The organism is Teichococcus aerophilus (assembly GCF_014490485.1).
In the GTDB taxonomy this organism is placed as follows: Bacteria; Pseudomonadota; Alphaproteobacteria; order Acetobacterales; family Acetobacteraceae; genus Pseudoroseomonas; species Pseudoroseomonas aerophila.
Genome location: NZ_JACTVA010000082.1, coordinates 1 through 11693 on the forward strand (window position 1 = coordinate 1; position 11693 = coordinate 11693).

15 protein-coding genes and 1 other RNA gene are annotated in these 11693 nt (G+C 70.2%); 3 read left to right on the top strand and 13 right to left on the bottom strand.

Annotation, left to right across the window (positions count from 1 at the left end):
* The 7 genes from tolR to IBL26_RS24035 all read right to left on the bottom strand — a co-directional run.
* The coding region (tolR, locus tag IBL26_RS24005; protein ID WP_241749720.1) for a protein TolR at nucleotides 1–510 on the bottom strand (510 nt) is incomplete at its 3' end.
* A 3-nt stretch (nucleotides 511–513) separates the two neighbouring features.
* Entirely contained in the window at nucleotides 514–1236 is a 723-nt protein-coding gene (gene tolQ / locus IBL26_RS24010) for a protein TolQ (protein ID WP_187787045.1), read from the bottom strand.
* Nucleotides 1237–1276: 40 nt separating this feature from the next.
* Nucleotides 1277–1693, bottom strand: a complete 417-nt coding sequence (locus IBL26_RS24015) for a YbgC/FadM family acyl-CoA thioesterase (RefSeq protein WP_187787046.1) — start codon at nucleotides 1691–1693, stop codon at nucleotides 1277–1279.
* Nucleotides 1693–2727, bottom strand: coding sequence for a Holliday junction branch migration DNA helicase RuvB (ruvB, locus tag IBL26_RS24020; protein WP_187787047.1), 1035 nt, complete (start codon nucleotides 2725–2727; stop codon nucleotides 1693–1695). Before ruvB ends, IBL26_RS24015 begins: the two co-directional genes overlap by 1 nt.
* Nucleotides 2724–3338, bottom strand: a complete 615-nt coding sequence (gene ruvA, locus IBL26_RS24025; protein WP_187787048.1) for a Holliday junction branch migration protein RuvA — start codon at nucleotides 3336–3338, stop codon at nucleotides 2724–2726. The genes ruvB and ruvA overlap by 4 nt, the downstream gene beginning before the upstream one ends.
* Nucleotides 3335–3847, bottom strand: a complete 513-nt coding sequence (gene ruvC, locus IBL26_RS24030) for a crossover junction endodeoxyribonuclease RuvC (protein ID WP_187787049.1) — start codon at nucleotides 3845–3847, stop codon at nucleotides 3335–3337. Before ruvC ends, ruvA begins: the two co-directional genes overlap by 4 nt.
* Nucleotides 3847–4596 (bottom strand): YebC/PmpR family DNA-binding transcriptional regulator, encoded by a 750-nt coding sequence (locus IBL26_RS24035; RefSeq protein ID WP_187787050.1) that lies wholly within the window; start codon nucleotides 4594–4596, stop codon nucleotides 3847–3849. Before IBL26_RS24035 ends, ruvC begins: the two co-directional genes overlap by 1 nt.
* A gap of 171 nt (nucleotides 4597–4767) precedes the next feature.
* On the opposite strand from IBL26_RS24035, the gene IBL26_RS24040 reads away from it, so the two are divergent.
* Nucleotides 4768–5349 (top strand): cytochrome b, encoded by a 582-nt coding sequence (locus tag IBL26_RS24040; protein WP_187787051.1) that lies wholly within the window; start codon nucleotides 4768–4770, stop codon nucleotides 5347–5349.
* A 260-nt stretch (nucleotides 5350–5609) separates the two neighbouring features.
* A complete protein-coding gene (locus tag IBL26_RS24045) occupies nucleotides 5610–6227 on the top strand; it encodes an MSMEG_1061 family FMN-dependent PPOX-type flavoprotein (RefSeq protein WP_187787052.1) in 618 nt (205 codons plus the stop codon).
* A 141-nt stretch (nucleotides 6228–6368) separates the two neighbouring features.
* Here IBL26_RS24045 and IBL26_RS24050 read toward each other — a convergent pair whose 3' ends face one another.
* From IBL26_RS24050 to IBL26_RS24075, 6 genes are all read right to left on the bottom strand, one after another.
* Nucleotides 6369–8864, bottom strand: coding sequence for a choice-of-anchor I family protein (locus IBL26_RS24050; RefSeq protein WP_187787053.1), 2496 nt, complete (start codon nucleotides 8862–8864; stop codon nucleotides 6369–6371).
* A gap of 122 nt (nucleotides 8865–8986) precedes the next feature.
* Nucleotides 8987–9808: a TIGR00282 family metallophosphoesterase gene (locus IBL26_RS24055; RefSeq protein ID WP_187787054.1), complete on the bottom strand. Its 822-nt coding sequence runs from the start codon at nucleotides 9806–9808 to the stop codon at nucleotides 8987–8989.
* A gap of 8 nt (nucleotides 9809–9816) precedes the next feature.
* The gene (locus IBL26_RS24060) at nucleotides 9817–10398 is read right to left on the bottom strand and encodes a 5-formyltetrahydrofolate cyclo-ligase (RefSeq protein ID WP_241749721.1); all 582 of its coding nucleotides are present in this window, start codon (nucleotides 10396–10398) and stop codon (nucleotides 9817–9819) included.
* 7 nt (nucleotides 10399–10405) lie between these two features.
* Nucleotides 10406–10560, bottom strand: a non-coding RNA gene (gene ssrS, locus IBL26_RS24065) — 6S RNA.
* 8 nt (nucleotides 10561–10568) lie between these two features.
* On the bottom strand, nucleotides 10569–10901 hold the full coding sequence (locus IBL26_RS24070) for a cell division protein ZapA (RefSeq protein ID WP_187787056.1): 333 nt from the start codon (nucleotides 10899–10901) through the stop codon (nucleotides 10569–10571).
* A gap of 2 nt (nucleotides 10902–10903) precedes the next feature.
* Nucleotides 10904–11203 (bottom strand): hypothetical protein, encoded by a 300-nt coding sequence (locus tag IBL26_RS24075; protein WP_187787057.1) that lies wholly within the window; start codon nucleotides 11201–11203, stop codon nucleotides 10904–10906.
* A 158-nt stretch (nucleotides 11204–11361) separates the two neighbouring features.
* On the opposite strand from IBL26_RS24075, the gene IBL26_RS24080 reads away from it, so the two are divergent.
* A partial coding sequence (locus tag IBL26_RS24080; RefSeq protein WP_206684300.1) for a hypothetical protein occupies nucleotides 11362–11693 on the top strand: 332 nt, incomplete at its 3' end.

Below are 11693 nucleotides of genomic sequence, written 5' to 3' on the forward strand. Positions count from 1 at the left end.
CGGCGTGGCCGGGCGCGCGGTGCCAGCAGGCTGCCCGGCACGGGCCGGTGCGGCAGCGCCGGTGGCAGGCACGCCCGCCGGCTGCTCGGCCAGCAGGGCCACCTTGGTGAAGCCGGCGGCGGAGATCGTCCCCATCACTTCCATCACCCGGCCGTAATTGATGCCCTTGTCGCCGCGCACGAAGATGCGGCGCTCCGGCGCCCCCTGCGGCTGCTCACGCAGGATGGCCTGCAGCTGGGCGACCAGCCCCTCCATCGGCACTTCGCTTTCCTGGATGAAGATACGGCCTTCCGCGTTGACCGAGATGGTCAACGGCTCCGTCTCCTGGTTCAGGGCGCTGGCATTGGTCTTGGGCAGGTCGATGGGCACGCCCACCGTCATCAGCGGCGCCGCGACCATGAAGATGATCAGCAGCACCAGCATGACGTCCACCAGCGGCGTCACGTTGATCTCGGCCATGGCGCGGTACCGCCCGCGCCCCTTTCCGCCGCCGCCGGATGACATCGCCATGGCTCAGACGCGCTCCTCAGCCTGGCGGGAGAGGATGGCGGCAAACTCGGTCGAGAAGCTCTCCAGGCGGGAGGCAAAGCGGGCCAGGTCGGTGCTGATCTTGTTGTAGGCCAGCACGGCCGGGATGGCGGCCACCAGGCCGATGGCGGTGGCGAACAGCGCCTCCGCGATACCCGGCGCCACCACGGCGAGGTTGGTGTTGTTCATGCCGGCGATGGCGGAGAACGAGTTCATGATGCCCCACACCGTGCCGAACAGGCCGACGAAGGGACCAACGGAGCCGACCGAGGCCAGGAACACCATCCAGCGCTCCAGCCCGTCCATCTCCCGCTGCACGGCCACGCCCATGGCGCGCTCGGCGCGGGTCTGCATGCCGGCATTGTGGGGAATCTCGTTCGGGCGCGTGGTGCTGCGCTCCCACTCCCGCATCGCGGCGCCGAACACGGCGGCCATCGGGTGGGTCGGGCGCTCGCCCTCGGTCTGGAACAGCTGCTCAAGGCTGCCGCCGGACCAGAACTTCTCCTCGAACGCGTCGGCGGCGCGGTTCACGCGGCGGAGGCTGGTGACCTTCTCGAACACCACGGCCCACACCCAGATGCTGGCCACGATCAGGCCGAGCATCACCAGCTTCACAATCCAGTCAGCCTGCAGGAACAAGCCCCACAGGGTCATGTCGTGCGCCACCTGGCCGAGATCCGACGCATTCACGCTGCCACCCACGGCCATCTCCTTCGCTTGGCCGGCCCCGCTTCGCGTGGGGTCGGCGCTATTCGTCGTTCATCCCGGCGCGGAGGGCGCTGCGCCAGGGTTCCGGGATCGGCGTCGGCCGCACACCTTCGGTGCGCACGCAGACCAGGCCAACCGTCAGAACCGCCCGCAACGCCCCGGATTCGTCCAGCACCCACTGTTCCAGATCCAGCGATGCACCGCCCAACCTCCGCACACGCGTCTCCACGACCAGAGAATCATCGAGGCGCGCGGGGGCCACATACTCCACTTCAATGCGTCGCACCACGAGCATCGAAGAGTAACCTTGCATCATAAGTTGATGCGGCAAATCTATGGCACGCAAGGATTCCGTCCGCGCGCGCTCCGCCCAGCGCAGATAGCTGGCGTGGTAAGCGACGCCGCCGGCATCGGTATCCTCGAAGTAGACACGGATCGGCCAGGCATGCGCCGGCATCAGAAGCCCCCCAGCAGGTCGGCCTGGCTGCCTGGCGGGGGCGCCATGCCCAGGTGGCGCCACCCCGGCTCGCCCAGCACGCGGCCGCGCGGCGTGCGCATGACAAAGCCTTCCTGGATCAGGTAGGGCTCGATCACCTCTTCCAGCGTATCCCGGCCTTCGGACAGGGCCGCGGCCAGGGTCTCGACGCCCACGGGCCCGCCGCCATGGTGCTCGGCGATGCGGCGGAGATAGCGCCGGTCCTGCGAATCCAGCCCCTTCTCATCCACCTCCAGCCGCCGCAACGAGGCATCGGCCATCTCCCGATCCGCCACCTGGCCGGAGACCAGCGCGAAATCCCGCACCCGCCGCAGCAACCGCCCGGCGATGCGCGGCGTGCCGCGGGAGCGGTTGGCGATTTCCCGCGCGCCGTCCTCGCTCAGCTCGAAGCTCAACTTCTGAGCCCCGCGCCGGACGATCAGCAGCAATTCCTCGGGCGTATAGAATTGCAGCCGCAGCGGAATGCCGAATCGGTCCCGTAGCGGCGTCGCCAGCAGGCCGGCGCGCGTGGTGGCCCCCACCAGCGTGAAGGGCGGCAGGTCGATCCGCACCGTCCGTGCCGCCGGCCCCTCGCCGATGATGAGGTCGAGCTGGAAATCCTCCATCGCCGGATAGAGGGTTTCCTCGATCGCCGGCTGCAGGCGGTGGATCTCGTCCACGAACAGCACGTCGCGCGGCTGCAAATTGGTCAGGATGGCGGCCAGATCCCCTGCCCGCTGCAACACCGGGCCGGAGGTGGCGCGGAAGCCGACGCCCAGTTCCCGCGCCACGATCTGCGCCAGCGTCGTCTTGCCCAGGCCCGGCGGGCCGTGCAGCAGCACGTGGTCCAGGGCCTCGCCCCGCACCTTGGCCGCCTGGATGAAGATGGAGAGGTTTTCCCGCAGGCCCTTCTGGCCAGTGAAGTCGTCCAGCGTCTGCGGCCGCAGCGTCGCCTCGGCCGCGTCCTCGTCGGTGCGGTGCGGGTCGGAGATGCGCTCGTTTCCTGGGGCACTCATTTGGGCGCCAGTTCCTTCAGGCTCTCACGGATCAGCAGCTCGATGGCCACGCCCTCGCCCAGCCGGTCCGCCACGCGGCTGACGGTGGCCTGCGCCTCCGGCCGCTTCCAGCCGAGGTTCAGCAGCACCGAGACGGTCTCCGCCACCACGGAATTGGCCGGCAGCGGCAGGGCGCTGAGGCCCGGCGCGAAGGCCGGCCCCACCGGCATGCCGCCCACCTTGGCTTGCAGTTCGGAGATCAGGCGGATCGCCAGCTTCGGCCCGACGCCGGCCGCCCGGGTCAGTGCCCCCTTGTCCCCGGCCAGGATCGCCCGCGCCATATCGGCGGGCGAAAGCGCGGAGAGCAGGGAAAGCGCCACTTTCGGCCCGACGCTCTGGATGCTGGTCAGCATGCGGAACCAGTCCCGCTCCGTCGCGTCGGCGAAGCCGTAGAGGGTGATCGCGTCCTCCCGCACCGACGTCTCGATCATCAGGGAGGCGACGGCCGGCGGCGGCGGCAACGCCGCCAGCGCGCGGGAGGAGCAGGAGACGAGATACCCCACCCCGTTCACGTCGAAGATGCAGCCGCCCTCGAAGGACGAATCCAGCTTTCCGGTCAGCTTGCCGATCATGCGGGAAGATATCCCTTGGCTAGCACGATGCGGCTGGAACGGTGATGGGCATGGCAGATGGCGACGGCCAGCGCGTCCGACGCATCGGCCCGCCGCAGCGTGGCGCCCGGCAGCAGGCGGCGCACCATGTCCGCCACCTGGGTCTTGTCCGCATGGCCGGTGCCGACCACCGCGCGCTTCACTTCCATCGCCTGGTATTCGGAGACCGGCAGCCCGGCCAGGGCCGGCGCCAGCATCACCACGCCGCGCGCCTGCCCCAGCTTCAGCGCCGAGGCCGGGTTCTTGTTGACGTAGGTGTGCTCCACCGCCGCTTCATCCGGCTTCCACAACTCCATCAGCGTGTTCAGCGCCCGGTGGATCTGGCACAGCCGCTCGGCCAGCGGCAGGTCGGCGGTGGTGGAGACGACGCCGTCGGCGATGTGCCGCAGGCGGTTGCCGGTGCTTTCCACCACCCCCCAGCCAGTGTGCTGGAGGCCAGGGTCCAGCCCGAGCAACCGTACCGTGACCATCAGTCCGCGAGCGCCTGGGCGACGGCGTCCGAAACCTCGAAATTCGCGGTCACGTTCTGCACGTCGTCATGCTCGTCCAGCACGTCGATCAGCTTGAGCACGGAGCGTGCCTTCTCCTCGTCCAGCTCGACGCTGACATTCGGGCGCCATTCCAGCTTGGCGCTCTCCGCCGGGCCGAACTTCTCCTCCAGCGCATCGCGCACGGTGAACAGGTCCTCGATGCCCGTGCGGACCTCGTGGCCATCCTCGGTGCTCTCCACGTCCGAAGCGCCGGCCTCGATGGCCGCCTCCAGCATGGTGTCCGCATCGGCCACGCTGGCCGGGTAGCGCACCACGCCGTTCCGCTCGAACTGGAAGGCGACCGAATTGCTCTCGCCCATCGCGCCGCCGAACTTGGAGAAGGCGGAGCGGATGTCAGAGGCCGTGCGGTTGCGGTTGTCGGTCAGCGCCTCGACGATGATGGCGACGCCGGCGGGGCCGTAGCCCTCATACCGCACCTCCACATAGTCCTCGCCCGCCGCGCCGCCCGAGGCCTTCTTGATGGCGCGGTCGATCGTGTCCTTCGTCATGTTGGCCACCCGCGCCGCCTGGACCGCGGAGCGAAGGCGCGGGTTGAAGGCGGGGTCGGGCAGGCCCTGGCGGGCACTGACGGTGATTTCGCGGATCAGCTTCGCGAAGGCACGGGCGCGCTTGGCGTCCTGCGCACCCTTGCGGTGCATGATGTTCTTAAACTGGGAATGGCCGGCCACGCGGTGCTTCTCCGGTATTCTCGTGTTGTTCCGGTGTATCGCGGTCCTATACCGCTCTCCGCCGCCGGATGCGAGGGGCCGCCGGCCCGCCAACCGGCCATGCCAGCCTGGACTTGTCCGCACCCGCGTGAAAAGAACCTGAGCGCAGTGCAACATGACGAGGCCCTCCCCATGGCAAGCACCCCCTGGCTGGATACACCGCAACGCTACGGCCTGGTCAGCCGCGCCCTGCACTGGGGCATGGCGGCGCTGTTCCTGTGGCAGTTCGCCGGCATGGCGGTGCGCCTTACCATTGGCCGGCATCCGGTCACGGCCTTCATGGTCGGCAGCCACACCAGCATCGGCTTCCTGTTGCTGTGCCTGGTGTTGCTGCGCGGCGCCTGGGGCCTGGCCAATGCCCGCCGCCGCCCGCGCCACGCGCCCGGCCTGGCCGGCAAACTGGCGACGCTGGGACACTTGGCGCTGTATGCGCTGATGCTGGTGGTGCCTTCCCTGGCCCTGCTCCGCGCCTATGGGTCCGGCCGCGCCTTCGCCCCTTTCGGCATCCCGCTCTTCCCCGGCTTCGGGGGCGGGCCGATCACCTGGATGACGGCACCCGGAAACGCCGCCCATGGCCTACTGGCCTGGACGCTGCTGGCGTTGGTGGCGGGCCATGTTGCCATGGTGGTCGTGCACCGGCACCTGTGGCGGGACGACGTTCTGCACCGTATGGCCGGCCGCGCACCCGCCGAGGCCCCCGCCCTGGGGCGGTAAGAGACTGTTTCAGCAGTCTGCTGGTTGAGGGCACGGTCGGCGTTTTTCGTGCCAGCACCGAGGTGGCGCAGGGCCAATGCTGGAACACTGGGCCAAGCCGCCAAAGCTGGCGCGGAAAGGCCCGCCTCGCCCGACCCGGCAGGCTTTCGAAACAGTCTCTCAGCCGTATCCGGCCGGCCCGTCGTCCGCTGGCTTGATGCGCGTCCCGGGTTGCTCCAGCCTGGGCCGTATCACGCCGAAAAGCCGGGGAGCCCGTCCGCATGACCGACGCCTACGCCATCACGACGCTCGAGCAGCTGCAGCAACACTATGCCGAGCCGCGTGAGCTGGTCCTGAAGAAGGTGGCCGACCGCATCGATCCGCGCACCGCCGGCTTCATCGCCGCCAGCCCGTTCTGCGTCCTGGCCACTTTCGGCGCGCGCGGCCCGCACTGCACCCCGCGCGGCGACGCCCCCGGCTTCATCGATGTGCTGGACGAGCAGACCCTGGCCCTGCCCGACCGCCGCGGCAACAACCGCATCGACGCGCTGCGGGACGTGGTGGAGAACCCGACCGTCGCCCTGCTGTTCCTGGTGCCCGGCGTGGGCGAGACCCTGCGCGTCGCCGGCAAGGCGCGGCTGACCACGGACCCCGAGCTGTGCGCCCGCTACGAGGTCCAGGGCCAGAAGCCCGCCACGGTCATGCTGGTCACGGTGGAGGAAGTGTTCATGCAATGCGCCCGCGCCATCCTCCGCTCCAAGATCTGGAAGGGGGCGGACAAGCCCGCGCCGGAGGTGCCGACCGGCGGCCAGTTGCTGGAAGTGCATACCAAGGGGCTGATCGACGCCGCGGACTACGACACCGTCCGCGCCCCCGCCATCGGCAAGGTCCTGTACTAGCACCCGCAGCCGCCGGTACGGGCGGCGGGCCTGCGTTCTCGCCGGACGATTCGAAGCCGGGCCGATCATGCCCGAAAGCCCGGCCAGCGGCCAGTGGCCCGCCCCGACAGGGCGGGCCACCATTGCTTCACGCCGCTGGCATCAGATCAGCGCGACGCCCTGCTCCAGGAAGCGGGCGTAACCCGCCTGCCCTTCGTCCGAGGCCAGGAAGCTGAAGGCCAGCTCGCCCCGCTCCGCGCCCTGCTCCAGCGCCGCCAGGTGCCAGGCCAGGCCCTCCGCGTCGCTGCCGCGCCCCAGCACGTCGCTGTAGAGCGTCTCGACATAGCCGGCATCATCCAGGCCCCCGGTGCGCCCCTGGAATTCCTGGGAGCGGGCGATGCCCAGCACCACCGCCATCTCGTCCACGCCCGCCTGCATCTGCCCCTTGAAGAAGCCCAGGCTGGCGAGGTCCGGCGCCCGGCCCAGCAGCGCATCGAAGCTGAGGCCGATCCAGGCCATCTCGGCGTCCACCACCGCGATCCCCTGGGCGGCGGCACCGGTCGGATCGGCTTCAGCCTCGGCGGAGCCGGCGATATGCGCCGCCGCTTCGCCGATCGACAGGCCGTCCTCCACCTGGCCACGCCAGAAGCCCAGCTCGGCCGCATCGCCGTCACGGCCCAGGATGGCACCGTAGAGGCGGCCGATCACCGCCTCGGTGCCCAGCCCGCCCAGCGCCAGCTTCGCCTCGCCGGAACCGAGGATCGAGGTGGCGATGGATGCCAGCGCGTCGCCCTCCTCCGCCCGGTCGGTCCAGAAGGACAGGCCGGCCGCGTCGGCATCCCGGCCCAGCAGGCCTCGATACAGCGCGCTGACCTGCGCCGCCGTGCTGCCGCCGCCGAAGTAAACGGTGGCATCCACCAGCTGCACCGTCTCGATGCCGCTGAAGCTGGTGGCGTGGCTGCCCGCCGCATCGGTCCAGGCCACGCTCTGGGCGGTGCCGTCGCCGGCCCGGCCGAGCGTGGCGCTGCCCAGCGTCACCGCCTCGAACCGCAGCGTGTCGAGGCCGGCGCCGCCAAGGACGGTGTCCTGCCCCAGCGAGGCGAAGATCAGGTCGTCGCCCGCCCCGGCATCGATGAAGTTATCCGCCCGGCTGCCCCGCAACACATCCGCGCCCTCCGAGCCCAGGATGGGGAAGGCGAGCTGGATGCCGGTGGTGACGCCGTTGCCCTCGTTGGGCGAGATCAACATCGGCAGGCCGCCCGGCGCGTCCTCGCCCGGGATGAAGGTGACGACCTCGGGCGCGTCGCCGCCGGTCGGGATCACGCCGGCATAGGTCACCTCCGCCGCGCCATCGATGCGGAAGGCCATGACGGCGTCGGAGCGTTCCAGCGCCACGAAGGCGTAGAGGCGCCCACCCACGGTGCCGAGCGTCACGCTCTCCGGCTCCGGCCCCTTGTCGTCGGAGCGGCCGTCATCCAGCAGCGCCGGGAAGTCGGCGGCCAGGATGCGTTCCATCATGTCGCCGGAATCCCAGGTCTGGGTCAGGCCGTCCTCGCCCACTTCCCAGATGGACATGCTGCGGCCGCCGAGGGTGTGGATGACGTCGATATCCCCGTCCCCATCGATGTCCCCATCGACGGTGGAGACGTTCAGCCGCCCCATGTTCTCCGGCTTCTTCAGCTCGGCCACGGCGGCGGCGCCACCGAAGGCGGCTTCGTCCAGCCGCACGGTGGAAAGGCGCGCCACGTCGGCATAGGCGTCGTATTCCCGCGCATCGCCTTCATTCGCGGTGACCAGGTAGGTCTTGCCGTTCATCTCGAAGCTGGCCAGCCCATCCGGCATGTACAGGCCCTTCACGGGCACGGTGCGGATGTTTACCCCGCCGTCGCGGTCGGACGTGTCCATGCCGTTGCCGGCCAGGGAATGGTCCTTGGTGCCGACGGCGAAGACCTTCTCGAAGCTGCCGCTCGCCACGTCCAGCACGGCGATGGCGTTGTTCTCCTGCAGCGTCACATAGGCCTTGGTGCCGTCGGCGGAGAGCGCGATGTATTCCGGCTCCAGGTCCTGCGCGGCGGTGGCGCCCGCCTTGATGCGCACGCCGGCGGCACGCAGCGTATCGGCATCGAAAGCGCCGAAGCCGGCGAAGGTCTCGGTCAGCGTCGCGGTGTCGATGATGCTGATGCCGCCCGGGGCATCGCCCAGCGCGCCGGTCGCGGCATCGTCGGCATAGGTGGTGAAGGGCTCGCCCTCGATCGCCACCAGCAGCCTGGCGCCATCCGGCGTGAACTTGATCATGTCCGGCGTGGCGCCGACGCCGACCGTGCCGGCCAGCGTGGCACCGGTACCAGCGCCGTCCAGCCGGTAGAAGGCGACGGTGCCGGCCAGGCCATCCTCGGCCCCTTCGTAGGACACCGCCAGCAGGTCGCCATGCACGGCGACACTGGTGCCGCCCTGGCTGTCGGCGATGCCGGTGGCGCTCAGCGGCAGGCTGAAGCGGATGGCGCCCGTGGCGACGTCCACCGCATCCACGCCATCCGGACCCAGGATGTAGACCAGCTTGCGGGCGGCATCGTAGGCCGAGACCTCGGCACCGTTGGCGACGCCGCTGGCCGCGTGGTCCACGTCAAAAAGCGGGGTACCGGTAATCGTGGAAGACATATGACTCACCGTTCATGTGGGCGAGCCGGGCCTTAGACGACCCCCAAGTCATTCCGGTGACAGCACGGCGAAGCTTCGATGACAGCGGCGCTGCGGCGGGGCGCGATGCCCCGCCCTGGCGCTCAGAAGGACGGCATCGCGGGCGCCAGCAGCCCGCCCATCCGTACCGGCTCCACCCGCAGCGCCAGGCCGCTGGCGTCATCCGTCTCGACGAAGATGCCGGAGAGGCTGGCGGGCCCTTCAGCCGGCGCCAGCTTCTCGCCCGGCACCTTCTTCCAGAAGCGCAGCGCGGCGCCGCCCTTCTGCATGCCGATGACGCTGTCATAATCGCCGCACATGCCGGCATCGGTCATGTAGGCGGTGCCGTTCTCCAGGATGCGGTGGTCAGCGCTCGGCACATGGGTGTGGGTGCCCACCACCAGGCTGGCACGGCCATCGAAGCTGTGCGCCAGCGCCATCTTCTCGCTGCTGGCCTCGGCATGGATGTCGATCAGCACGGCCTGCACGGTGCCGCCGGCACCCAGCGTGTGCTGCGCCAACGCGGCCTGCACGGCGCGGAACGGGTCGTCCAGCGGCTCCATGAACAGGCGGCCCATGGCGTTCACCACCAGTGCCTTGCGGCCCCCGGTCACCTCCACCACCGTGGCGCCACGCCCGGGGGTGCCGGGCGGGTAGTTCAGCGGGCGGATCAGCCGCGGCTCGCCATCGATGTAGCCGACGATCTCCTTGCGGTCCCAGCTATGGTTGCCGAGGGTCAGCACGTCGGCACCGGCGGCCAGGAAGCCGCGCACCATGTCGGGGCTGACGCCGAAGCCGTGGCTGGCATTCTCCACGTTCACCACCACCAGGTCGGCCTTCAGGCGCGCCCGCAGGCCAGGAAGCTCACTCATGACGGCGTCGCGGCCGGAACGCCCGACGACGTCGCCGAGAAACAGGATACGCAAGGAACAGACTACCTTTCGGTGCGGAGAAAGCCGGCCTCGGTGGCGATGCCGTGCAGCGCGACGTCATGGACGCCAGCGGGGACCTTTTCCACCTGCTGGGCGGCAAACGCAACGCCCAGCGCCCATGCGCCGGGCAGACCGCCCAGGGTGCGGTCATAGAAGCCGCCGCCATAGCCCAGCCGGGCACCGGTGGCGTCGAAGGCCAGCAGCGGCACCAGCAGTGCCTGGGGCGTGACGACCTCCGCATCGTCGGGAGGGACGGACGTGCCGAAGCGGCCGGGCACCAGCTTGCCGCCCCAGGCCCAGCGGCGGAACAGCAGCGGGTGGCCACGGCGCGGCGTCACCGGCAGGGCCAGCGCATGCCCGGCTTCGGCCAGGCGGCGCATCAGGGGGCGGATGTCGATCTCGTCGCCCATCGGCCAGAAGCCGGCCAGCAGGGCACCCGGGGGCGGCGGGCAATGAAGCAGGACTGTGCGGGCCAGCGCCTCGCCCGCATCGGGCAGGCGCAACGCGGCGCGGGCCGCCATGGCCGACTGCCGCAGGGCGGCCTTCTCGGCCGCCAGGGCGGGTGGGTCGGGCCAATCAGACAAGGGAATGAGTGGAGCCGCCATGGCCGTTGGCGTTTTTATCCTCCCGAGACCTGTTAGACAGGTGGGTGCCAGATAGCCGGACCAAGATCCGGCCAGAGCCAGCCCCCGGAGGGTGCTTATTGGCCCCGGGGATAGTGTACCTGACGAACCGGGCAGCTCCGGTGCTGTATCTAGGGCTGCTCAAGGCCCGCCGCAATGCCTTCGATCTTTTCCGCGATGCGCCCCAGGCGCTCCGCCAATTGCGGGTCCACGGCCGCGGGCATGGTGCCGAGAATGCCGGCGCGGGCGTGGGAGAGTTCTACGCGCAGGTCATGCAGCTCATCGGCCAGCAGCAGCGAGGCCAGCAGCAGCTGCCGGCTTTCCCCGAACTGCCCGCCCATGGCGCGGATGGAGGAGACGCGGCGGTCCACCTCCGCCGCCAGGGCGATCAGGTGGCCTTCCTGGCCATCCTCGCAGGATACGGGGTGCGTGTAGCCGCCAATGCGAACCGTGACCTGACCCAAACTCAGCGCTCCTCGTCTTGCATGGGCGGGGCGGGGGCGATGGCGTCGGCGTCATCCGGGCCGCTCGCCTGCGCAGGTGGCATTCCGGCCGCCTGCTCCACAGCATGGGGCACGGCGTCGCCGCCTTCCAGTTCCGCGAGGGCGCCGCGCAGCCGCGCCAGGGTGTTGTCCAACCGCGAGGCGAGGCTCGCCACCTGGTCCGGCGGAATACCCTGTTCCGGCCGCGGCTGGGCCATGGCCTGGGCCAGGCGGTCGACCGCCCGCTCCAGACGTGCCGCCGCCTCGCTAACCGCCTCGCTCATGCCGCCGCCCTTATAGAAACGCGCCCCAACGCCGAACCGGCGTGGCGCGATCGCGCGATGCCATCCATTAATGCAGGCTTTACCGGCGGGTTACGGGCAGGGTCAACGGCCAGGACTGAGGAATGGACCGCAGAGCACTAAACTTACAGCACGACAGCATGCACCGGGTACGCGGCGTGGTGGTACACGATGCCGTGCAAGCTGCTGCCGCCCTGGCCGCTGCGGCGGAGTCCCTGCCGCAGGATGCCGCGCTGCTGCTGCTCTCCGCCCCAGGCGCGGCGCAGTACCTCTCGCCCCGCCTGTTCCTGGCCATCACCGGGCCGGCCCTCGCCAACATGCTGCCGGTGCTGGATTGCGGCACGGCGGCGGGGCACGCACTGGCGGCCCTGCGCGCCGGTTGCCCGGCCTTGGTGCTCGCCCCCTGCCCCGCCTCCGCCGTCGTGGCGGCCGCTGCGGCGGAGGCCGGCGCCTGCCTCTGGCCCACGCCGCC